Annotated in this window: 20 protein-coding genes; 2 read left to right on the top strand and 18 right to left on the bottom strand. The window is 73.5% G+C overall.

From position 1 onward, the window contains the following. Positions 1-173 precede the first annotated feature (173 nt). From AC0693_RS21660 to AC0693_RS21585, 16 genes are all read right to left on the bottom strand, one after another. Positions 174-1,421, bottom strand: coding sequence for a PucR family transcriptional regulator (locus AC0693_RS21660; protein WP_478802591.1), 1,248 nt, complete (start codon positions 1,419-1,421; stop codon positions 174-176). A 132-nt stretch (positions 1,422-1,553) separates the two neighbouring features. Continuing rightward, the gene (locus tag AC0693_RS21655; RefSeq protein ID WP_478802590.1) at positions 1,554-4,439 is read right to left on the bottom strand and encodes an ATP-binding protein; all 2,886 of its coding nucleotides are present in this window, start codon (positions 4,437-4,439) and stop codon (positions 1,554-1,556) included. 61 nt (positions 4,440-4,500) lie between these two features. Continuing rightward, positions 4,501-5,115, bottom strand: coding sequence for an FMN reductase (locus tag AC0693_RS21650; protein ID WP_469338746.1), 615 nt, complete (start codon positions 5,113-5,115; stop codon positions 4,501-4,503). Then, positions 5,112-6,197, bottom strand: a complete 1,086-nt coding sequence (locus AC0693_RS21645; RefSeq protein WP_478802589.1) for an LLM class flavin-dependent oxidoreductase — start codon at positions 6,195-6,197, stop codon at positions 5,112-5,114. Before AC0693_RS21645 ends, AC0693_RS21650 begins: the two co-directional genes overlap by 4 nt. A 104-nt stretch (positions 6,198-6,301) precedes the next feature. After that, positions 6,302-7,138: an alpha/beta fold hydrolase gene (locus tag AC0693_RS21640; protein WP_356414690.1), complete on the bottom strand. Its 837-nt coding sequence runs from the start codon at positions 7,136-7,138 to the stop codon at positions 6,302-6,304. A 134-nt stretch (positions 7,139-7,272) separates the two neighbouring features. After that, positions 7,273-10,041 carry a helix-turn-helix transcriptional regulator gene (locus AC0693_RS21635; RefSeq protein ID WP_478802588.1) on the bottom strand — a complete coding sequence of 923 codons (2,769 nt, stop codon included), beginning with the start codon at positions 10,039-10,041 and terminating at the stop codon, positions 7,273-7,275. After that, on the bottom strand, positions 10,038-10,925 hold the full coding sequence (locus AC0693_RS21630; RefSeq protein ID WP_478802587.1) for a carbohydrate ABC transporter permease: 888 nt from the start codon (positions 10,923-10,925) through the stop codon (positions 10,038-10,040). Before AC0693_RS21630 ends, AC0693_RS21635 begins: the two co-directional genes overlap by 4 nt. Next, positions 10,922-11,887, bottom strand: a complete 966-nt coding sequence (locus AC0693_RS21625) for a carbohydrate ABC transporter permease (RefSeq protein WP_478802586.1) — start codon at positions 11,885-11,887, stop codon at positions 10,922-10,924. Before AC0693_RS21625 ends, AC0693_RS21630 begins: the two co-directional genes overlap by 4 nt. Beyond that, complete coding sequence (locus AC0693_RS21620; RefSeq protein ID WP_469316475.1) at positions 11,887-13,236, bottom strand: ABC transporter substrate-binding protein; 1,350 nt, start codon at positions 13,234-13,236, stop codon at positions 11,887-11,889. The genes AC0693_RS21625 and AC0693_RS21620 overlap by 1 nt, the downstream gene beginning before the upstream one ends. A 117-nt stretch (positions 13,237-13,353) precedes the next feature. Continuing rightward, the gene (locus AC0693_RS21615; protein WP_469316476.1) at positions 13,354-14,088 is read right to left on the bottom strand and encodes an alpha/beta fold hydrolase; all 735 of its coding nucleotides are present in this window, start codon (positions 14,086-14,088) and stop codon (positions 13,354-13,356) included. A 49-nt stretch (positions 14,089-14,137) separates the two neighbouring features. Next, positions 14,138-14,872: a GPR1/FUN34/YaaH family transporter gene (locus tag AC0693_RS21610; protein WP_469338764.1), complete on the bottom strand. Its 735-nt coding sequence runs from the start codon at positions 14,870-14,872 to the stop codon at positions 14,138-14,140. Positions 14,873-14,888: 16 nt separating this feature from the next. Continuing rightward, a complete protein-coding gene (locus AC0693_RS21605) occupies positions 14,889-16,775 on the bottom strand; it encodes an amidohydrolase (protein WP_478802585.1) in 1,887 nt (628 codons plus the stop codon). Beyond that, the gene (locus AC0693_RS21600) at positions 16,772-17,725 is read right to left on the bottom strand and encodes an alpha/beta hydrolase (protein WP_478802584.1); all 954 of its coding nucleotides are present in this window, start codon (positions 17,723-17,725) and stop codon (positions 16,772-16,774) included. The genes AC0693_RS21605 and AC0693_RS21600 overlap by 4 nt, the downstream gene beginning before the upstream one ends. A 41-nt stretch (positions 17,726-17,766) precedes the next feature. After that, positions 17,767-18,345 (bottom strand): Dps family protein, encoded by a 579-nt coding sequence (locus AC0693_RS21595; protein ID WP_469338770.1) that lies wholly within the window; start codon positions 18,343-18,345, stop codon positions 17,767-17,769. 93 nt (positions 18,346-18,438) lie between these two features. Further along, positions 18,439-18,945 (bottom strand): DoxX family membrane protein, encoded by a 507-nt coding sequence (locus tag AC0693_RS21590; protein ID WP_478802583.1) that lies wholly within the window; start codon positions 18,943-18,945, stop codon positions 18,439-18,441. 5 nt (positions 18,946-18,950) lie between these two features. Further along, complete coding sequence (locus tag AC0693_RS21585; RefSeq protein ID WP_469338773.1) at positions 18,951-19,613, bottom strand: hydrolase; 663 nt, start codon at positions 19,611-19,613, stop codon at positions 18,951-18,953. A gap of 278 nt (positions 19,614-19,891) precedes the next feature. On the opposite strand from AC0693_RS21585, the gene AC0693_RS21580 reads away from it, so the two are divergent. Further along, positions 19,892-20,089: an antitoxin gene (locus AC0693_RS21580; protein WP_356414655.1), complete on the top strand. Its 198-nt coding sequence runs from the start codon at positions 19,892-19,894 to the stop codon at positions 20,087-20,089. A 132-nt stretch (positions 20,090-20,221) separates the two neighbouring features. Here the strand turns inward: AC0693_RS21580 and AC0693_RS21575 are convergent, their stop codons facing one another. Further along, positions 20,222-20,680 (bottom strand): hypothetical protein, encoded by a 459-nt coding sequence (locus AC0693_RS21575; RefSeq protein ID WP_478802582.1) that lies wholly within the window; start codon positions 20,678-20,680, stop codon positions 20,222-20,224. 750 nt (positions 20,681-21,430) lie between these two features. On the opposite strand from AC0693_RS21575, the gene AC0693_RS21570 reads away from it, so the two are divergent. Next, positions 21,431-22,153 (top strand): hypothetical protein, encoded by a 723-nt coding sequence (locus AC0693_RS21570; RefSeq protein WP_478802581.1) that lies wholly within the window; start codon positions 21,431-21,433, stop codon positions 22,151-22,153. Positions 22,154-22,262: 109 nt separating this feature from the next. Here the strand turns inward: AC0693_RS21570 and AC0693_RS21565 are convergent, their stop codons facing one another. Continuing rightward, positions 22,263-22,676 carry a rodlin gene (locus tag AC0693_RS21565; RefSeq protein WP_356414646.1) on the bottom strand — a complete coding sequence of 138 codons (414 nt, stop codon included), beginning with the start codon at positions 22,674-22,676 and terminating at the stop codon, positions 22,263-22,265. Positions 22,677-22,771 lie beyond the last annotated feature (95 nt).

Genomic DNA, 22,771 nt, shown 5'->3' with positions numbered 1-22,771 from the left:
ACCTCTCCCCTGGTCAGAGGCGGTACCTCGCGGTCCCGCCCTCACGGACATCATCGAACGGGGCCCGCCGCCCGCACCACCGCGCGCTGTAGGAATCGGGCCGTGGATCCTTCTCGCTTTGTCGAAGCGGGTCGCATTGTCGAAGCGGGTCGCGTTGTCGAAGCGGGTCGCGCTCAGGCGGCGCTCTCCCCGGCCCGGGGAAGGAGTTCCTGGATCCTCAGTCCGAGGTGCAGGGTGAGCCGGTGGGCCCCTTCGTCGAGGTCCAGGCCGGTGATCTCCTGGATCTGGCGCAGCCGGTAGTAGAGCGAGGTCCGGTGGATGCCCAGCGTGTCCGCGGTGCGGGGAATCGATCCGGCGTGTTCCAGGAAGCAGCGCAGGGTGTCCCGCAGGCGGTCGCCGCCCTGGGCGCCGCTCAGGGTCCGGAGCGCCTTCGGGACCAGGGACGCGTTCAGGGCGTGCTCGGGCAGCTGGAGCAGCACCGCGAGCTCACCGAGCAGCTCCCAGTCGCCGACGCCCTTCAGGGTGGGCAGGCGGCGTGCCGCGCGCGCCGCCACGAGCGCCTGCTCGTACGACGTCCAGGCGTCGTCCAGGGCGGGATGCCGGCCGCCGACACCGATCACGGGGTCCGCCGACGGGCCCAGGAACGTGCGGAGTTCGTCCAGGATGCGGGCGGACTGCGCGGTGACCTCCTCCGGGAGCGGTGGGCGGTCGCGCAGCTGGAGCAGGGTCGCCCGCTCGGTGCCGACCGCGATCAGGGCCTGGGCCGAACGCGTCTGGCGCACCACCTCCAGCGCCCCCCACAGGGCCGCCTCGGACTGCTGCACGAGCTCGGTCGCGCAGCCGAGCTGGACGACGGTGACCATGACGTGCCCGGCCGCTCCGAGCAGTCCCCGTTCCTCGCCGCGCCGCCGTGCGGTGGTGCGGGCGGCGACGTCGGCGCCGACGAGTGCGCGGACGAGGTCCCGCTCGTCGGCCTTCCGGGAGTCGGTGGCGATGCGCTCGCCGTGCATCAGGGCGGCCATGGCGTCCGCGGCCCCGGCGATGGCACGTCTCTCGTGCTCCGCGAGGGTCTTGTCGGGCACGACCACCAGGAGCAGTCCGAGAAGGTGTCCGCGCTCGCGCAGGGGCGCGACGTACCGGGGCAGCAGTCCGAGATCGTCACGGCCGTCGATGAATCCGGGCCTGGACCACCGGGTCACGCCCTGCGCGAGGACGTAGCGGATGGCCGCGTTGTCGGCGCGGCCCTGCAACAGCGTGCCGATGCGCACCGGGTCCTCGTCGCCGAAGTGACGGCTGGTGCAGACCATGCGGACCAGCGGGTCGTCGACGGCGACGGACCGGCCGAGCCGCTCCGCGAGCTCGTCGACGAGCGCCTGGAGCTCGGGACTGCCGGGGCGGGCTCGCTGGAGCCTTGCCGTCATGCGCTGTTCCTCTCGTGACCGGTTCCCCGCGGACTTCTGGCTTCCGCGGCTTTGATCATTCTGAGGAAACGACGGCGTCGGCACATCGCACGAATCGTCCATTGCCCCGGGGCCCCGGGGGATACGAAGTGACTACTCTGCGCTGTCACGCTGCTTCGCCAGTCGGGTCAGCTCCCCGCGGGAGGTGACGCCCAGCTTGGTGAAGGCCCGGCGCAGGTGCGAACCCACCGTGTGCGGCGAGAGGGAGAGGTCCTCGGCCACCTGCCGGTTGGCCAGACCCCGGGCCACGAGCCGTACCACCCGCAGCTCCGCGGCCGTCAACTCGGGCCACTCGCCGGAGAGTCCGGGCGCCGCGGGCCGTCGCCGGACACCGGCGGCCCGCAGGCGCCGGCGGACGCGGGCGACGTCCCGTGCGGCGCCCGCTCGCGCGTAGAGCGCGAGGGCCGTGTCGAAGTACGGCACCGCTTCGGACATGCGGGTGAGCGCCAGCTTGCGTCCCGCGTCCTCCAGTGCCGACGCCCGGGCCAGCGGCCGGGGGCAGTCCTCGTACAGACGGGCCGCGCGTACGAGCGTGGCGAGGTCGTTGTCGAGGAGCCCGCGGGCGTGCGCGGCCGCGGCGGCGAGGAACGCGAGGCCGGGGTTGAGCACGGCGAGCCGCTCGGCCAGGGCCACTGCCTGCGCGGCCCGGTCGGGGGCGCCGCCGCGCAGCGCCAGGCGGACGAGGACCGGGGCGTCGGCGGGGTCGATCAGGCCGGCGTAGGCCGGCCGGTCCGCGGCGGGCGAGGTCGTCACCTCGTCGAGTGCGGCGACGGCCCGGTCGGGCCGGCCTTCGGAGTCCGCCAGCAGCGCCAGCATCCAGGAGCCGAAGTAACGGACGACGGGTGCGGCGTCGCTGCGCATCCGCCTCGCCTGCGCCGCGTACGCGCGCGCGGTCCGCCGGTCGTCGGTGTGCAGGGCGACGCGCATCATCACGTACCGGAGCGTGACGTCGGCGAGGTTGCCCGGGCCCGGATCGTCGGCCGCCGCGGAGGCGGACGCGGCTTCGGCGTCGGCCCGGGCCTCCGCCAGCCGCCCGGCCTCCAGGAGGATGCGGGAGCGGGTCATGAGCCACATGCGGGTGGCCGCCGTCCGGCCCTGCTCCCCGGTGATCCGGATGCCCTCCTCCGCGGCGGCGAGCGCCTGCGCCGAGCGTCCGGTGGTGTGCGACAGGAGGGCGTGCCACAAGGCCTCCGGAACCCACAGCGAGGTGCTGACGCCCAGGGCGTCGGCCAGCGCCGCGGCCCGCTCGGCCTGCCGGAACGCCTCGGCCAGGTCCATGCGGTGGAAACTCGCGGCCGAGCGGACCGTCGTCAGCGTGGCCTCGGCGGAGCGGTCCCCCGCCGCCGCCGCGGCCTCCCACGCCTGCGCGGCCACCCGCTCGGCGGCCGAGTGCTCCCCCGACATCGACAGCCCGACGGCGAGCACGGCGAGCAGGCGTCCCCTCATCTCCACGGGGATCCCGGGCAGCGCCGCCCCGGCGCGGGCCTGGCGGACGGCTTCCGAGAAGTCGAACGGTACGGCGAGGCGTGCCAGGGCGAGGCGTACGCGCGCCTCGTCCTCGGGTCGCAGAGCGCCGCCCGCCAGAGCCGAGGCACCCAGCTCGCGCGCCCGGGCGGCCCGGCCGGTCTGCCAGAGCAGCGGGATCGTCTCGGCGATGGCCCTCGGCCACTCCGGAGCGTCCGGGGCGGTGAGTTCCAGGGCCTTGAGGCAGCGTTCCGCGGCGGCTCCCGGGTCGGTGGCCGCGAGTTCCGCCGCGGCGGCGCGCAGCCGGCCGGCCTCCGTCCCGTCCCGCGGTACGGCTCTCCCGGCTTGCCCCGCACCGGCCGGCGGGGCCGTCCCGTCGGCGGAGGGGACGGGACGCCCGGCGGGGGCGGCGGCGCTCCCCGGAGCCCGCCCGGCGGCCTGATCGCGCAGGGCCCGCCGCAGGGGCAGCGGGAGGCCGGCTTCGACCGCCTCGCGGACCAGGTCGTGGCGGAAGGCGAGGCGATCGCCGCTTTCGGTGAGCAGGTCGGCGTCGAGGGATTCCCGGACGGCGGTGATGAGCGCCGCCGGGGACCTGCCGAGCAGGTCGGCCAGCAGGGCGACGGTGACCGGGCCGCCCACCGCGGCCGCCGTCCGCACCAGTTCGCGCGCCTCGTCGGAGAGCAGGCCGAGGCGGCGCACGACGGACGGGAGCTCCCGTGGGGCGGGTGCGCCCGCCGGCAGCCCGGCCGTGCCGTGCTCGATCGTCACCGCCTCCCGCAGCGAACCGAGCAGTTCGACCAGCAGCTGCGGGACTCCTTCGGCGCGCCGGGCGAGGCGCAGGACGTCCGGACCGGGAGCGGCTCCGAGGACGTCCTCGGTGATCCGTGCGGTGGCCCGGTCGTCCAGCGCTCCCAGCGCCAGCTCGTGCGCGCCCGCGCGCCGGATCCGGTCCAGGGTCGTCCGCACTCCCGACGGCACGCTGCCGCCGCGCACGGCGATCAGCCACAGGATGGCGTGCGACGAGAGTCCGGCCGCGAGGGTGTTGACGGTCAGGAGGGTCAGGTCGTCGCACCACTGGAGGTCGTCGAGGACGACCAGCAGGGGACCGTTGCGCGCCGTCTCCCGCAGCCGGTCCCCCAGTTCCTGGAGCAGCCAGAAACGCCGGCCGGGCGTCGTGGCGAGGTCCCTGAGGCGGACGGCACCCGAGAGCGGTGCCTCGCCGGAGAGCAGGCCGTCCAGGAGCGGGCCGAGCGGCACGGACTGCTCGTCGGGGTCCGCCGCTCCCTCGAACACCCTCGTCCCGCGCCGCCTCGCGGCTGCCGCGGACTCCGCGAGGATCCTGGTCCTGCCGGTGCCGACGGGGCCTTCGACCCGGATGATGCCGCCTTCGCCGCGGTCGAGCGCGTCGAGCCGCGCCCCGATGAACGCCATTTCGGCGTCCCGGCCGCGCAGCGGTGTCCGTACGTCCTCGCGTTCCCCGGGCACGGTTCTCGTCGTCACTCGGTTCGCGCTCATCAGGCGGAACAGTATGAACCATGCGCACCACGGCGCCGTGGCCCGGCCCCGGAGGCCCGTCTCAGTCGAAGCGCAGGTCGGCGAGTTGCCGTTCGAGGACGGTGACGTCGTCCTCGGGCTCCTCACCGGCCGGGCGGGCCGCCATGAGCGCGGCGAGCTCGGCGCCGGCCCGGCGGACGCGGCCGGGAAGGCCGTCGGTGTACTCGTCCGCCCCCGAGCCCCAGTCCTCGGAGGCCGCGAACACCGCGGTGGGGACGACGACGGCGCGCAGGTACGCGAAGAGCGGGCGCAGGGCGTGTTCGAGGACCAGGGAGTGGCGGGCGGTACCGCCCGTCGCCGCGGTCAGGACCGGCTTCCCGGAGAGGGCGGCCGGATCGATCACGTCGAAGAAGGACTTGAAGAGACCGCTGTAGGAGGCCGCGAACACGGGAGTCACCACGATCAGCCCGTCAGCCGCGGTCACGGCGTCGATCGCGGCGCTGAGGCGCGGCGGCGGAAAACCGGTCACGAGGTGGTTCGCGATGTCACCGGCCACCTCCCGCAGCTCCACGACCTCGGTCGACGGCGGCCGCCCGAGGGCGGCGAGTCCGTCGCGGGCCGCCTCGGCGAGCCGGTCCGCGAGCAGGCGGGTGGAGGAGGGGGTGCTCAGCCCCGCGGAGACGACGACCAGCTTCACGCGGCGGACACCTCCGAGGCGGCGCGGAGCGACGCGTGCGCGGGGGCCTGCGGCACGTCGGCCGGACGCCCCTGGGCGAATTCCCGCCGCAGCACGGGCACGACCTCTTCGCCGAGGATGTCCAGCTGTTCGAGGACGGTCTTCAGCGGCAGGCCCGCGTGGTCCATCAGGAACAGCTGGCGCTGGTAGTCGCCGACGCTCTCCCGGAACGACAGGGTCCGCTCGATGACCTGCTGCGGAGAGCCCACGGTCAGCGGGGTCTGCTCGGTGAACTCCTCCAGCGAAGGGCCGTGGCCGTACACCGGGGCATTGTCGAAGTAGGGGCGGAACTCCCGCACGGCGTCCTGGGAGTTCTTGCGCATGAAGACCTGTCCGCCCAGGCCCACGATGGCGTCTTCGGGCCTGCCGTGCCCGTGGTGCGCGAACCGGCGCCGGTAGAGCTGCACCATGCGCCTGGTGTGGTCGGCGGGCCAGAAGATGTTGTTGTGGAAGAAGCCGTCGCCGTAGTAGGCGGCCTGCTCCGCGATCTCGGGGGACCTGATGGATCCGTGCCACACGAAGGGCGGCACGCCGTCCAGCGGCCGGGGTGTCGAGGTGAAGGCCTGGAGCGGCGTACGGAAGGTGCCCTCCCAGTCGACGACGTCCTCGCACCACAGCCTGCGCAGCAGTGCGTAGTTCTCCTTGGCCAGGCTGACGCCCTGGCGGATGTCCTGGCCGAACCAGGGGTAGACCGGACCGGTGTTGCCGCGGCCCAGCATGAGGTCGACCCGGCCGTCGGCCAGGTGCTGGAGCATCGCGTAGTCCTCGGCGATCTTCACCGGGTCATTGGTGGTGATCAGCGTCGTGGACGTGGACAGGATCAGCTTCTCGGTGCGGGCGGCGATGTGGCCGAGCAGGGTCGTGGGCGATGACGGGACGAACGGCGGGTTGTGGTGCTCGCCCGTCGCGAAGACGTCCAGGCCGACTTCCTCGGCCTTGAGGGCGATGGCGACCATCGCCTTGATGCGCTCGTGTTCGGTCGGGGTGCGACCAGTGATGGGGTCGGGGGTCACGTCCCCGACGGTGAAGATGCCGAACTGCATGGGGTGTCCGCTCTCTTGAGCTCGTGCGGTTCCCGCGCCGGGAACCGGGGCCGGGGCGGCGCCGGAAGCTCCGGCGCCGCCCCGGTGGGTCGGCGGTGCGGGTGTCACTTCGCCAGGAAGGCGAGGAGGGCGGTGTTGACCTCTTCGGCGTGGGTCCACAGCAGACCGTGCGGGGCGCCCTCGATCTCGACGTAGTCGGCCGACGGGAGCGCCTTGTGGAAGGGGCGCGCGGTGCCCTCGGCCGGCAGGATGCGGTCGGCGGTGCCGTGCAGGATCAGGGCCGGCACGTCGATGGCGGGGATGTCGGCGCGGAAGTCGGTGTACCAGGTCGCCGGCGCGGCGGACGCGGCGACGGAGCCCCCGCGGGCGGCGGTGTCCCAGCTGTTGCGGACGGCCTCCTCGCTGATCCGGATGCCGAGGTTCTCGTCGAGGTTGTAGAAGTCGTTGAAGAAGGCCGTGTAGTAGGCGTAGCGGTCGGCCTTGACGGCGGCCACGACCCCGTCGAAGAACTCCTTCGGGGCGACACCGTCCGGGTTGTCGTCGCTCTGGAGCAGGCAGGGCTCCAGCGAGGCCAGGAAGGCCACCTTGGCGACGCGCCCGGAGCCGTACGCGGAGACGTAGCGGGCGACCTCGCCGGTGCCCATGGAGAAGCCGACCAGGACGGCGTCCTTCAGGTCGAGGGTCTCCATGACGGTGTTCAGGTCGGCCGCGAAGGTGTCGTAGTCGTAACCGGTGGTCGGCTGCGAGGACTGCCCGAACCCGCGGCGGTCGTAGGTGATCACGCGGTAGCCGGCTTCGAGCAGCGCGGCGCTCTGGCGCTCCCAGGAGTGGCCGTCGAGCGGGAAGCCGTGGATGAGGACGACCGGCTGCCCGGCCCCCCGGTCCTCGAAGTACAGCTCGACGGGGTTGGTGTTCTCCTGGCCCACGGTGATGTACGGCATGGGGATGGTCCCTCGATTCGGGTCGGGTGGTCCGCGCGTCGAAGCGGCGCGGCATGCCCGTCACGCTAGGACCGGTCCCGCGCCCCGCATTGCCGTACGGCGCACCGTGCCTTGCACGGGGGCGCAGGGTTCGCTCAGCCGCCGGTGACCGCCCCGGCGTCGCCCTGCGCGAGCGCGATCCGGGCCAGTTGGACCCTTGAGCGCACGGAGAGCTTGCGGAAGATCGACGCCAGGTGGGTGTTGACCGTGTGCGGGGAGACGACGAGGGCCTCGGCGGCCGAGCGGTTGGTGTGGCCCGCGGCGATCAGCCGGGCCACCTTGCGTTCCGAGGCCGTGAGCGCGTCCCAGCCCTGGTCCGGGCGCGCCCGGAGACTTCCGGCGCGCCGGCCGGAGCGGCTCGTGGCCCGTTCGAGAGCGGCCCGCACCCACTCCGCCTCCGCGTCGGCGCCCGCCCGGGCGTAGAGGTCGTGCGCCCTGGTCAGGGCGGGTGTCGCAGCGGGGTCGCCCGTATCGAGGAGAGCGCGCCCGAGGTCGGCGGACGCGGCGGCGAGGGGCATCGGCCGCGGGCCGGCGAGGAGGATGCGGACCGCGCTCTCCAGGAGTCCGTGGTCGGCGTTCACCAGGCCGGCCGCGTGGGCGGCCGTCCCCTGTGCGGTCGGCACGGAGGGGTTGCGGGTGGCGTGCCGCTCCGCCTGGGCCGCGAGGTCCTCGGCCAGGCCGCGGTCCCCGCCGCGCAGCGCGATCCGCACGGCCTGGACGACATGGGGGCGCAGGAGCCGCCAGCGGAGGAACGGATGGTCGCGCTGCACGGACCGGAGCCGTTCGGCCGCCGCCGCGTGGTCGCCGTCGGCGTCGGCGACGACGGCCTCGGCGTAGTGGTGCGCGGCGTGGTTGCCGATGTTGGGCCGCTCGGCCACGCTCGCCCGCACGACGTCCAGGTGTTCCCGGGCGGCTTCGCGGTCGCCGCGCAGCAGCGCGAGCAGGCCGCGGTTGACGCGGATGTTGACCAGGTTGCCCGGCACCCGGAGGTCCGCTTCGAGGCGTTCGGCGGTGACGAGGTCGGCGTCCGCGTCGTCGAGCCGGCCGAGGCCCATGTTCAGGGTTCCCTGGGCCCAGCTCAGCATGGCGGGGCGCAGGGGGGCGTCGCCCGCCGTCCGCAGGAGTCGCCGGACGGTGTCGAAGTCGTCCAGGTGGATCCGGGCGACGGCCTCCTCGGGCAGGAAGGCGCTGTCGAACACGCTCAGCGCCGTGTGGTGTGCGACGGCGGTGGCGCAGTCGCCCGCATTGAGGGCGCTCTCGCCGAGGCCCCACAGCGCGAGGACGCGGGCCTCCCGGTCACCGGACCGCTCGGCCTCGGCGAGCGCCTGTTCACCGGTTTCGCGCGCGGCCTCCAGGTCGCGCCCGCGGGATCGGGCAAGGGCCTGCCGGGCGGTGAGCCGGGCGCGGATCACCGGGTCGGTCACGGCCGCCAGCGCCGCGGTCGAGCGGCGGGTCAGCTCGTGGACCTCGTCGAGGTGCCACAGGGCGTCGCCGAGTACGGACTGCAGCCGGGCGAAGGTCTCCAGCGGCGGGTGCCGGGCGAGCAGGGTGTCGCCGGTGTCCCGGGCCAGGGTGTAGCGGCCCGCGCGGGTCAGCGCGACGATGGCCCGCTCCCCCACGTCGAACAGCATGGGGTCGCGGGGCGGTACGAGTTCCACGGCGCGTACGGCCAGGTCGGCGGCGAGGTCGGGCATCAGGGCGAGCGCGTCCGCGGCGGCCGCGCCGAGCAGCGCGATCGCCTCCCGGTCGCCGGGTTCGGCGCTCTTCAGCAGATGCGGGACCGCGTCGGTGGTGCTGCGGCCCGCCGCGACGAGCCGGCTCGCGGCCTCGCGGTGGAGCGCCCGGCGTACGGACGGGGCGAGATCGGCGTACACCGCCTGGCGGAGCAGGTCGTGGCGGAACAGCAGGCGCTCGCCGTCGTCGTGGAGGAGGGCGGCGGCGATCGCCTCGTCCACTTCGGCGCTGAGAGCGGAGGCGGGCCGGCCGCACAGGGCGGCGGCGTCCGCGAGCGAGAACGCGCGGCCGAGGACCGAGCCGATCCGCAGGAAGTGCAGGGTGTCCGGCCGCAGGTCGGCCAGCCGCTCGCGCACACCGAGGACCAGCCGCGCCGGCGGCTGCTGCGCGTCCGCGCCCGACGCCGCGATGCCCGTGAGCATCTCGGTCGCGAGGAAGGGGTTGCCTCCGGCCCCGTCGAGAAGGGCCGCCACCGGTGTCGGCGGGTCCTCGCCGAGGGCGTCCCGGGCCAGTTCGGCCAGGGCGGCGCCCGAGAGCGGCCGCAGGGGGAGGACCGTCGTGCGCGGCCCCTGCCCGTACGGCTCCGGGTCGTTCCTGCTCGTGAGCAGCCAGAGGACGGGGGAACCGAGCAGCCGTGCAGGCAGGACGCTCAGGGCGAACCGGCTCAGCGGATCGGCCCACTGGACGTCGTCGACCGCGATCAGGACCGCAGTGCCCGCCGAGCGTTCCTCGATCAGCTGGGCCAGTCGTTCGACGAGCCAGATGCGCTGGTCGTGATGGCCCGCGAGGTCCGCGAAGTCGGCGGCGGACAGCAGGGGCGGGTCACCGTGCAGGAGGCCGGAGGCCAGTGATGCCAGGGGCGCCAGCTCGTGCAATTCCTCAGCGCGTCCCAGGCTGACGGCGAACCCGCGGGCCCGCGCGAGCAAGGCGATCTCGTGCAGCAGTACGGTCTTCCCGATCCCGGGCTCGCCCGAGAGCAGCGCGACCGCTCCTCCCTCGCCGCCCCGCACCGCCTCGACCAGGGCGCGCAGCCGCTCCAGCTCGGCTTCGCGGCCCCGCAGCCCGGGCCGGCTCAGCCCCGTGCTCCCGGGCACCGCCCTGCCCTCTCCCCCGGCGCGCTCAGGGCTCATCCCTTGACCGATCCGTCGAGCAGTCCCCGTGCGACGTGCCGGCGCAGGCAGAGGAAGACGAGCAGCGGGACGGACGCCGCCACGAACGCTCCCGCGGTGAGCCGCTGCCACTCGTTGCCGTACGTCCCGGCCATGCCCGCCAGTCGGACCGTCACCGGCGCCGTCCCGGCCGTCCCGCCGGACAACGTCAGCGCCACGAGGAGGTCGTTCCACACCCAGATGAACTGGATGACGGCGAAGGTGGCCAGGACCGGCCGGGCCAGCGGCAGCACGATCCGGAGCAGCAGCGTCCCGTGCGACGCGCCGTCGACGCGGGCGGCCTCGATCAGCTCCCGCGGCAGTCCGGCCAGGAAGGTGTGCAGGAGGAACACGGCGAACGGCAGCGCGAAGACCGTGTGGGCGAACCAGACCTCGCCGAAACGCGCGGGACCGGTGGGCTGCCACCCGGGCAGGAACAGCCGGCCGCGGGAGAACAGCCGCAGGAGGGGGACGAGCGCCATCTGGAGCGGCACGGCCTGGAGCGCGAAGATGCCGACGACGAGCGCGTCCCGCCCCCTGAAGTCGATCCACGCCAGGGCGTACGCCGCGAGGAACGCCAGCACGAGCGGGAACAGCACCGAGGGCAGGGTGATGACGACGGAGTTGACGAAGTACTCCGCGAGCCGCCCCGGGCCGCTGCCGCCGCCGGACAGCACGTCGCCGTAGTTGTCGAGCGTGAGGTGCGGCGTCCCGAGGACGGTCCACCAGCCCGTCGTCTTGATCTCCCGCTCGGGACGGAAGGAGGAGAGCAGCAGACCGAGGGTCGGTGTCGTCCAGAGGACCGCGATGACCACGGCGACCGACGTGAAGGCGCGGGAGGTGAGCCGCTCCCGCACGCCGTTCACGCCGCCCTCCGCCGGGCCCGGACCTGATGGGCGACGAGGGGGGTGACGAGGACGAACAGGAGCACGGCGAGCGCCGCACCGCGGCCCGTCTCCCCGTAGCGGAAGGCCTGGTCGTACATCTCCTGGGCGAGGACGCCCGTGCCGAACTGTCCGCCGGTCATGGTCTTGACGATGTCGAAGGACTTGACGGTGCCGATCGCCAGGGCGAGGACCACGACGAGCAGAGTGGGTCTGATGGAGGGCACGGTGATCCGCCAAAAGACCTGCCGGGGGGACGCGCCGTCGAGCCGGGCCGCCTCGGCCAGCTCCGCGGGCACGGCCCTGATCGCGCCGGCCAGCAGAACGGCCGCGAAGCCCGCCTGCGTCCACACCATCACCGCGACGAGGAGCAGGACGTTCCAGGGAGAGTCGACGAGCCACTGCCGCGGTTCGCCGCCGGACGCGACGACGAGCTGGTTCAGCAGCCCGATCTGCCGGGACTGCCCGGCGCGGTAGGCATAGACGAACCTCCAGACGACACCCGCGCCGACGAAGGAGACCGCCATCGGCATCAGGAGGAGGGACAGCGCGAACGCTTGGAACCGCGACCGTACGACGGCCGCCGCGTAGAGCAGTCCGACCGCGGTCGCCGACAGCGGCACGAGCACCATCCACACCAGCGTGTTGCGCAGCGCCACCAGCGCGCGGGGGTCGGTGGCCATCCACACGTAGTTGTCGACACCGGCCCACGCCTCTCCCGAGCTGTCGGTGAACGACAGGGCCAGGGTACGCAAAGCAGGCAGCACGAGGCCGACCGTGAGCAGCAGCAACGCCGGGGCCAGCAGCAGGAAGGCCGCGGCCCTGCGCCGTACCGGCCCGCGGTGCAGCGCCAGCAGGAGCAGGGAGACGACCGCCGCGAAGGCGGCGACGCCCTGGAGCAGGTACAGCAGCTTGGGCTGCTGGGCGAAGAGGTCGAACGACATCAGTGGCTCGGCCAGGACCGCTCGATGGAGTCGGCGACCTGCCGGGTGCTCGCGCCGCCGATCCAGTCGACGGATCCCTTCCAGAACGTCCCGGCGCCGACCGAAGCGGGCATCAGGTCCGAACCGTCGAACCGGAACCGGGTGCCGGGGTCCTGGAGCAGCCGGATCGAGAGCCGGTCAACCGGGTTGGCGGCGTTCGCCGGATCCACGCCCTTGTTCGCCGAGACGAACGGACCCTTCGCCATCCGCGCGTTCGCGAAGTCCGCGGAGGCCAGGTACTCCTGGAACGCGCGCACTTCGGGGCGGTCGGTGAAGGTCGCGGTGAACACTCCCCCACCGAGGACGGGGCGGGTGTCCGGGTCGGCGCCCGGCAGGAGGAAGGCGTAGACGTCCCCGTCCGGACCGATCCGGGTGCCCTCGGGCCACAGTCCGGCATAGAAGGAGGCCTGGCGGTGCAGGGCGCAGTCGCCGGAGAGGACCGGTGTGCCGGCCTCCTGGAAGGAGACGGACGCGATCGACTCGGCCGGGCCGAAACCGCCGTTGGCGTACCGGTCGTTCCTGAGGACGGACCCCACGGTGTCCATGGCCCGGATCACCCGCGGGTCGTTGAACGGGATGGCGTGGGAGACCCACTGGTCGTAGACGTCGGCGCCCTGCTGGCGCAGCAGGACGTCCTCGATCCAGTCCGTCACGGGCCAGCCGGTCGCCTCGGCGGATTCGATCCCGGCGCACCACGGCGTGACGCCCGACGCCGCGATCTTCTCCGTCAGGGCCATCAGCTCGGACCACGTGCGGGGAACGCCCAGTCCCCGCTCCCGGAAGAACGACGGGGAGTACCAGACGAACGACTTCACGTTCGCGACCAGCGGCGTGCCATACAGGGTGCCGTCCACGGTCGCGTAGCGGTTCCAGTCCGCCGACCAGCCCTGCTGCGCGAGGGCCGCGACCCGGTCGCTCGCGGGCTTGAGCCTGCCGGCCCGCGCGAAGCGTTCCAGGAGCCCGGGCTGGGGGAAGAACGCCACGTCGGGGGCGTTCCCGCCGTCGACCCGGAGCTGGATCCGGGCCTCGAACTCCCCGTCGCCTTCGTACTGGACGTCGATGCCGGTGCAGCGCGCGAAGTCGGCCCACGTCGCTTCGAAGAGGTCCGCCTCCCGGTCGCGGTTCTCCGCGTAGACGGTGACCCGGGTGTTCGGGTGGCTGCCGTACGCGGCGTACGGTCCGCAGTCCACGGCGGTGTGCGACGATCCCGAACCACCGGCCTGCGGATCGCCGGCCCGCGGAGCACCACAGGCGGCGGCAAGGACGGCGAGGGCGCCGACGGCGAGCGCGAGCCGCGCACCGAACCTCATGGGTGGATCTCCTCCGATCGCCCGCCGAAAGGTTCTCGGGGGCGATCAGAAGCTACCAGCGCTCGAACAAAATCGACTAATCGTTCGATCTTGAACGATCGGGTCGGCGGCCGGCGGTCAGCGGGTGGTGGGGGCGGTGGCCCGCACCGCCTCCAGGATCAGCTCCGCCACGGCCTGCGGCCGGGAGAGCATGACCAGGTGCGAGGACTCGACCTCGACGGTGGTCATGCCGGCGCGCTCGTACCCGTAGCGCTCCACCTCGGGATTGATCGTCCGGTCGCAGGAGGCGACCAGGCCCCACGAGGGCTTGGTCTTCCAGGCCGCGGCGGGCGCCGCTTCCGAGAAGGCGCGGGCGGCCAGCGGGCGCTGGGAGACGGCGAGCACCGCGGCGAGGTCCGGGTCGACGTCCGCCGCGAAGAGGGCGGGGAACTCGGCGCTCTCCACCGAGACGTCGGTGCCGCCCTCGGTGGAGCCGGCCACCGGGAACGGGGTGTAGACGAGCGCGTCGGCGAGGCCGGAGTCCGGGAAGCGGCCCTGCAGCTCGCCCAGGCTCTCGCCCTCCTCCAGCGCGTATCCCGCGAGGTACACCAGCGCCCGGACGTTGTCCTCCGTGCCGGCGAGGGTGATGACGGCGCCGCCGTAGGAGTGCCCGACCAGGATCACGGGGCCTTCGACGGCGCGGACCACCGAGGCGATGTAGGCGGCGTCGTCGACGAGGCCGCGGTTGGGCACGGCCGGGGCCACGACGTCCAGGCCGGCGGCGGTCAGCTCGGGTATGACGCGGGCGAAGCTGGAGGCATCGGCGAAGGCGCCGTGGACCAGGACGACGGTGGGGCGGGCGGGTCGGGACATGGGGGAACTCCTGAGTTGGTCACGTGGGTTACGTGGGTCGGGGGGCGGGTCAGAGGGTGCGGCGGACGCCGGCCTGGCGTTCCAGGTTGCGGAGCTGGACGGCCAGGTCGCCCTCCACGGCGAGGTGGGCGGGGCCGCTGCGTCCGACGGGCAGGACCTGCTCGCTGCGCATGTCTTCGAGCATCAGGGCGAACGCCGTGTACATCGCGACCAGCGCCACCACGAGGCCGAGCGCACCGGACGTGCGCGTCAGCCATTCGGCGCCGGTGACGCCCGCGAGGCCGGTGGCCGCCCAGCGCGGGAGGGACACCGCCAGGACGAGCCACAGCGCGCGCTTGGGCCGGGTCACGGCGGTCATCAGGGCCCCGAAGCAGAGGAGCGCCAGGTTGAACACGCCGAGGACCCGCAGGCCGTCGTCGGCGCCGCTGAGCATGATGAGCGAGTAGGGCAGCCAGCTGCCGGCGAAGATGCCCATCAGCGTCGCCGCGATCACGTCACGGGCGCCGAACGCCAGGAAGCTCACGAGGAGTTGGAGGACGAAGGCCGGCAGCACGGTGAAGGCCACGGCGGCGCGGGCCCCCTCGTCGAAGAACCCGAGCTGAAGGCAGCCGGTCATCACGGAGGCAATGGCGATCGTGAAGAAGCCGAGCGGCATGGGTGAGGCGATGGGGCGCAGGTTGATCCGTGTCATCGACCGGAGGTCCGGTTCGAAGCGGCGCCCCGGGGGCGCGTCCGGCTCGGTCACCGGGGTGTCGCCGCCGGCGGCGGGAGAGGCTGCGGTCATCGGGTGGATCTCTCTTTCAGTGCGCGAAGCAGGGGTCGACGAAGGACGGCGCCGCGTCGTGGACGGAGCCGCGGGCGACGCGCCAGCGGCGGTGCTGCTCGGACTCGGCGACGGCTTCCGCCACGGCCTGCGCCTGCTGGGCACCACTGCGGTAGCCGCCGAAGTGGGCCACCGGGCTCCACGCGGGGCTCACCGGCGGGACGGACTCGTCCAGGCCCTCGTACTCGGCGGCCGCGTAGACCATGCGGCCGCCGACGACGGTGAGGACGGACTCGATGTCGGGGATGGCGTCCTCGGGCACGGTGAGGTAGTCGGCCGACAGGATCGCGAAATCGCCGTAACACCCCTCTTTCAGCAGGCCCTTGACGTCCTGTTCGCCGGTGAGCTGCGCCCCGCCGCGGGTGTAGAGGCCGAGGGCGGTGGCCCGGTCGATCAGGTTGCCGGCCGGGTAGAGGGCGGTGCCGCCGACGGTGCGCCCGGTGACCAGCCAGTGGAGCGCGACCCAGGGGTTGTACGAGGAGACGCGGGTGGCGTCGGTCCCCGCGGCGACGGTCAGCCCCCGGTCGAGCATGGCCCGGACCGGCGGGGTGTGGGCGGCGGCCCGGGCGCCGTAGCGGTCGAGGAACGCCGCGCCCTGGAAGGACATCCTGTTCTGGACGGAGAGGGCGCCGCCCAGGGCCGCGATCCGGTCGAGGCTGTCGGCCGAGACCGTCTCCGCGTGGTCGAAGAGCCAGCGGTTGCCGCCCGGGAAGAGCCCTTCGGCGGCGAGCTTCTCGAAGACGGCCAGGTCGCGGCGGATCGTCTCGTCGTACGTCGCGTGGAGCCGGAAGCCCCAGCCGTTCTCCAGGAGGAGCCGGACGGCGCTCTCGAACTCGCTCTCGTAGCCGGCGGCGAGTTCGGGCCGTGGTTCGGAGAAGTTCTCGAAGTCGGCGGCGGCCCAGGTCAGGTTCTCGCCCGCGCCGTTGAGCCGGAGCCATTCGTCCCCGTCCCCGGGCTTGACCGTCTCGGTCCAGCGCTTGAGGTCGGCGAGCTCCTGGCCTGCCGTCTGCGGAAAGAGGTGGTAGGCGATCCGGAGGGTCAGCTCCCCCGAGCGGGCGAGGTCGGCGACCGTGGCGTAGTTGTCCGGGAAGTTCTGGAACCCGCCGGCTGCGTCGACCGCGGACGTCAGTCCGAAGCGGTTCAACTCGCGCAGGAAGTGGCGCGTCGACGTCCGCTTGTCGGCCTCGTCGAGAGCCGGCGCCTTGGCGAGGGTCGAGTACAGGATGAGGGCGCTCGGCGCCGCGAGGAGCACCCCGGTGGGTTCGCCGTCCCGGCCGCGCACGATCTGCCCGCCGCGCGGGTCGGGGGTTTCCCGGGTGAACCCTGCGACCTGGACTGCGGCCCGGTTCATCAGCGCCGACTGGTACAGGTGCAGGACGAAGACCGGGGTGTCGGGCGCGGCGGCGTTCAGCTCGGCCACGGTCGGCATCCTGCGCTCGGCGAACTGCTCGGCGGTCCAGCCGCCCACCACCCGGATCCACTGCCCCTTCGGGGTGCGGCCGGCCTGCTCGCGCAGCATGGCGAGGGCGTGCCGCAGGCTCCGTACGCCGTCCCAGCGCAGCTCCAGGACGTAGTTCAGGCCGCCCCGGATGACGTGCAGGTGCGAGTCGTTGAGGCCGGGGATCACCCGGCGGCCGAGGGCGTCGACGACCTTCGTTCCCGGCCCGACCAGGTGGGCGAGGTCGTGGTCGTCGCCGAGGGCCGCGACCCGGCCGTCGCGGATCGCGACGGCACGGGCCTCGGGCCGGTCGGGGTCGCCCGTGAAGACCTTGGCGTTGCGGACGAGGAGGTCGGCGTGCCCGTGCTCCCTGCGCGGGGCGGGGACGAGCCCCGCCACCGGCATGCTCGGCGACGGCGCGGTCATGCGAGGGCCTTGCGCAGGGTGTCGGCGGCGAGACTGATGGCGAGTTCCGCGCCCTGCGTCCCGCGCAGTGCGTTCAGCATCACGAAGTCGTGGATGACGCCCTGGACGCGCAGGGCGGTGACGGGGACACCGGCGGCGCGGAGCTTCGCCGCGTACGCCTCGCCCTCGTCGCGCAGGACGTCGGCCTCGGCGGTGATGACCAGGGCCGGCGGCAGGCCGGCGAGCTGCTCGGCCGAGGCGCGCAGCGGGGAGGCGGTGATCTGGGCCCGCTCGGCTTCGGAGGCCGTGTACTGGTCCCAGAACCACCGCATGCCGTCGCGGCGCAGGAAGTAGCCCTCGCCGAACTCGTGGTAGGAGCCGGTGTCGAAGCTCGCGTCCGTGACCGGGTAGAAGAGGACCTGCTGGACGAGCACGACGTCGCCCCGCTGCTTGGCCATGAGGGTGAGGGCGGCGCTCATGTTGCCGCCGACCGAGTCGCCCGCGACGGCGATCCGCGTGCCGTCGAGGTCCTTGTGGTGTCCCTCGCGGGCGACCCACTGGGCGACGCTGTAGTTCTGCTCGATCGCGACGGGGTAGCGCGCCTCGGGCGAGAGGTCGTACTCGGGGAACACCACGGCCGCCCCGGCGCCGACGGCGAGTTCGCGGACGAGCCGGTCGTGGGTGTGGGCGTTGCCGAAGACCCAGCCCGCGCCGTGGAGGTAGACGATGACGGGCAGCGGGCCGGTGGCGCCGCGGGGGCGGACGATCCGGGCGCGGACGTCGCCGGTCGGGCCGCCCTGCACGGTGATCCACTCTTCGTCGACCTCCGGCAGCGGGACGCCCTCACCGCTCTGGACGCCGTCCACGGCTTTTCGGCCTTCGGCGACGGGGATCTGGTAGAGGTACGGCGGCCGGGCGGTGGCGTCGGCGAAGGCCTGGGCGGCGGGTTCGAGGACCGGACGGTTCTTCACGAGGGGTTCTCCTTCGGGGGACGGACGAGAGGGCGCGTTCATCAGCTGCGCACCAGAGGGGTGTCGACGAGGTGCTCGGCCAGGAACCACACCTGCGCCTCGCCGGTGCGCACGACATCGGAGACGAGCAGGTCGGCGCTGCCCTCGTCGCCTTCCCCGGAGAGCCGGGCGGCCGCCTCCCGGGCGTCGATCAGGATCCGCTCGTGCGCGTCGAGGAGCCGCGACAGCATGACGGGCACCGGCTCGACGCCGTCCGGCGGACGCGGGATCGCCGTCAGTTCCGCGACGTGGCGCGGGTCGCCGACGGCGACGCCGCCGAGGCTCTGCACCCGCTCGGCCAGCGCGTCCACGATGGCCAGCTGGGCCTCCGCGTGCTTGTCCAGCATCAGGTGGAGCGAGTAGAAGGTCGCCCCCCGCATGAGCCAGTGGTGCTTCTTGTAGAGGGAGTGGAGGATCTGCGTGTCGGCGAGGACGCGGTTCAGCCGCTGGCAGGCGTACATGCGGGTGTCGTGGCCGAGGCCGATCGGCAGCTGCTTGAGCGTGCCGAACGCCTGGGTCTCGGCGCCCTTCTGGTGCAGCAGCGGCTGGCCGCCGCCGTGCGGGCTCGTGAGGGTGTCCATCGGGGGGCTCCTGTTCGGAAGGAAGGGTGGGGAGGACCCGGCCGCCCGGTCGGGGGTACGCGGGCGGCCGGGCCCGGTCCGTGGGGTTCGCGCTCAGCGGTCGGCGGTCGCCGGGGCGGGGGGCCGGTGCAGGACGAGCCGCGTGAGGAGCCCGCTGCCGAGGCCGGCCACGAGCGCCGGGGCGGCCCACCACGGCGGGTACGGCGCCAGACCGAGGGCCGCGTCCAGGGACCAGGCCCCGGGGCCGGTGGCGGCGAGCGCGGCGGCGGTGCCGATGAGGACGAGCGGGTACTCGTAGCCGTCGTTCTGCACCCAGAGCCCGTGGCGCCATTTCACGGTGAGCGCGACCGTCATGACCCCGATGGCGCCGGTCGCGGCGAGCGGGGTCAGGAGGCCGCCGACGAGCAGCAGGCCCGAACCGATCTGGCTGGCGCCCGCCGCGAGGGCGGTGAGGGCGCCACCGCGGAAACCGTCGGTGCGGAACTCCTCGGCGCCGCCGTCGAGTCCCTTGCCGCCGAGGTGCGAGCTGATCTTCTGCACCCCGTGACCGGCGACGAGCAGTCCCACCAGCAGGCGCAGGATCAGAAGGCCGGTGTCCACGGGGGTCAGCCGGCGGCGTGCGCGCCGATGACGCTCTGCGCGTACACGACGCCCAGGCCGTACGCGCCCGCGTGGGCCTTCACGATCTCCATGACGGCGGGGTACGTCTCCTGGCGCGCCCAGTCGCGCTGCAGCTCCAGCAGGACCTGCACCCAGGTCACGGGCACCGCGCCGGCGGCCAGCATCCGCTGCAGCGCGTGCTCGTGGGCCGCGGGGCTGACGCCGCCGGAGGCGTCGGAGACGACGTACACCTCGTAACCCTGCTCCAGCGCGGAGAGCGCGGGCAGCACGAGGCAGACTTCGGTCCACAGGCCCGCGAGGATGATCTTCTTGCGGCCGGTCGCCTTGACCGCCGCCACGAGCGCCTCGTCCTCCCAGGCGTTCATGGTCGTACGGTCGATGACCTCGTGCTGCGGGAACACCTCGGCGAGCTGCGGCAGCAGGGGGCCGGAGAACGACTCGGCGGCGACCGTGGTCAGGACGGCCGGCACGTCGAACGCCCGAGCCGCCTTGGCGAGGCCCACGGTGCTGTTGATGATCGCGGCGCGGTCGCCGCTGCCGGTGCCGAAGAACATCTGCGGCTGGTGGTCCACGAAGAGCATGACCGAGTTGTCGGGCGTGAGCAGATCCGCGCTGGGGGCGGCCTGCACCGTGGCGATGTCGAACACGAGGGGTCCTCTCGAAGCAATGGGTAACGTGCCCGGTCGCGTCCGCGGCTCGGCACTCCTCCACGCTAGGAGCGGCCCGGCCGTCCCCGTTGACCTCCTGCGCCCAGGAGTTGGCACGACAGCGCACAACCGGTCGAGGACCGTCGGCGCATGTCCGCCGCTCACCCGCATGGCGGACGTGCGCGCACGCGATTCGAACGCCTGCGCGAGTCGGGATGCGGACCGCGGGGGAACGGGAGATCCTCGGTGCAGGGCAACCGACCCAAAGGAGAACGGCTATGTCCGTGATGGACAAACTCAAGCAGATGCTGAAGGGCCACGAGGACCAGGCGGGCAAGGGCATCGACAAGGCCGGCGACTTCGTCGACGAGAAGTCCCAGGGGAAGTACAGCTCCCAGGTGGACACCGCGCAGGAGAAGCTCAAGCAGCAGCTCGGCGGGGACCAGGGACAAGGCGGTCGGCCGCCCCAGGTCTGACGGGCACCGGACGCATCGAGCGCGCCACGGCACCGGCCGTCCCTCGCACGGCTGAGGGGCGACCGGTGCCGGCGCGCCGGGCCCGGCGGCTCCGGGGGCCGGGCGGGGCCGGGCGCGGGCCGGGGCGGGCGGTCAGGCGCGGGTCAGGACCGCCACCGCATTGTGGCCGCCGAAGCCGAAGGAGTGGCTGACCGCGGCCTCGGACTTGTGGGTGCGGGCGCGGCCGCCGACGAGGTCGATGTCCATGGCGGGGTCCATGGCGGGGTCCGGGTCCGTGAGGCCCGCCGTGGGTGGGACCGTGTCCTGCGTCAGGGCGAGGACGGTCCGGGCCGCCTCGATGATGCCCGCGGCGCCCAGGGTGTGGCCGAGCGCGCCCTTGGCCGAGGTGACGGGCGGCCCGTGGGGGAAGACGCGGCGGATGAGCGCGGCTTCGATGCCGTCGTTCTGCCGGGTCGCGGTGCCGTGCGCGTTGACGTGGTCGATGTCCCGGGGGCCGAGGCCCGCGTCCGCGAGGGCGGCGCGTACGGTCTGCTCGGCGCCGCGCCGAGCGCCCAGGCCGGGCGCCGCAGGGCCTCCAGCCCGAAGCGCCAACTGCTCAGCGCTCCCGTGAGTTCCGCCCCCGCCTGCTTCGCCGTGAGGGCCGCGTCCGCGAGCAGGACCGAGGCCGCGATGAGGAGTTCGGCGTCGGTCCGCTCGGGGGCCGGCGGGGCCGACGGGGCCGGCTGCGTGCTTTCGGCTCCGGGCTCCGGCCGCTGCCGCGTGGGGAGAGCCTTCTGGTCGACCACCTGAGGCGTCACGTTGCTACCTGCCATGCTGTCCGACGGCTTCGCCGCTGTGCCGACTGTGTGCGCAGGCATGGTGGCACCGACTGATCGCCGGAAAGCAATCGGCGTCCCCCAGAGGTGAATGACGGCAGAACGGTGTTGACGGGGCCCACCGCCCTGACCGAACACCGCTGCGCTCCCTGCGCCGCCACGTCGCCCTTCGAGCGATCGCCCTGGCAGGGCGCGGTCCCGGTCCGGCCCGCGGGGCCGCGCTGCCGGGCCGCTCTGCCGGTCACTCATGGCCGCTCGCAAATGGCCGGTGGCGTGGCCTGTCAGCCGGTCGGCCGGCCCCTCCACCATCGGGACGTCCAGTTCGAACGGAGAGGGGACAGCGCACATGAGCCACCACCATCCGGACCCGAACGACGGCGCCGTGGGTCGCTTCGGGCCGCCGCAGAGCTTTGGTCCCCCGCAGGGGTTTGGTCCACCGCAGGGCTTCGGACCCCCCGCCGGCTTCGGACCCCCCGCCGGCTTCGGGTCGCCGGAGCCGGCGCCGAAGAAGCGGAAGAGGACCGGCGTGGTCGTCACGGGCGCGGTCGTCGCCCTCGCGGTGATCGCCGGCGGCGCGTACGTCGCGCTGGGCGGCGACCACGACGGTGACGGCAGCAGCACGGACAACAGCGCGGTGTCCGCCGGGACCCGGGGCTACGTGCTCGTCGCCCCCGACGCGGTCGACGCGTACACGAAGTCGAAGTCGGGCCCTGCGCCCGGTGAGCTGAACGCCCAGCAGAAGAAGGAGGCCGACGCCCTCGGGGTGAAGAACGCCCGTGCCGTGTCGGCCGTGTACAACGCGCCCAGCACGGACCCCGCCGATCCGTCGAAGACCGGTGGCAGGCGGCTCGTCTTCGACGGTCTGTACGGCGAGATCACCGATCCGGCCGCGGCGGTCGACCGTTACCTCGCCGGCGTGGGCGACAAGGGCCCCAAAGGCGACGGGAAGAGGCCCGGAATCGAGATGCGGCGCGTCGGGCAGGCGAGGGTCGTCAAGCCCGTGGGCTTCGAAGGCGCGCTGATGAAGTGCCAGGACGTGCAGGTCGTCCACGCCAAGGACGCCGGGGCCTCGAAGAGCGCCGACGCGGACTACCGGATCCCGGTCTGCGCGTGGTCCGACTACTCCACCGTGGGCGGCGCCAACGTCTTCCAGCTGGCGCAGACCAAGACCGGTGGCCCGGGGGCCACGCAGGACGAGGCCGCGGCGCTGACCGCCACGCTCTACCTCGCGGCCCGCCGGAAGGTCTGACGCCGGCCGTGGCCGGCGAGGCGGCGGGCCCCCGGGCGGAGGGCCGGGCCGGGGTGCCGGCGCGCTCGTGCAGGCGTCCGGCACCCCGGCCCCGTCGGATGGGGCCGGATCAGCTGCCGCTGGACAGGTTGCCGGACAGGACCGGGATGTTGTCCAGGATGTGCGAGAGGGACTCGTCGCCCTTGGCCTGGGTGGAGTTCTCGGTGCACTGCTGGTTCATCGGGTTGGACAGGACGTTGACGTCCTGGACGCCGATGTTGGCGATGATCGCGACCAGCGACTGGGCGTTGACCTTGGCCGGCAGACCGATGCAGGGCTTGTTCAGGGTGCCCTGGACCAGGCTGAGCTGCGGGCTCTTGTCGCCGGTGGTCTTCTGGTTGCCGTAGACCTGGGAGGCACCGTTGCCGTTGACGGTGTTGATCCCGTTGTCGTTGCCGATGGCCATGGCCGGCGCGGCCACCGCGGCACCCGCTCCGAGGATGGACGCGGTCGCGGCGGCGGTGGCCAGAATCTTGTTGATCATCACAGGTCTCTCTAGTCGCACGAATGCAGGGTAAGGAACGCCCGGCTCAACGACCGGCCCGCGCCGGGGTATCGCTGGTCCACCTGAACAGCCGC

It is taken from the genome of Streptomyces sp. NPDC043876 (assembly GCF_056435825.1).
The sequence above is the reverse complement of the archived record's forward strand: the minus strand, read 5'-3'. Positions and strand labels throughout refer to the sequence as shown.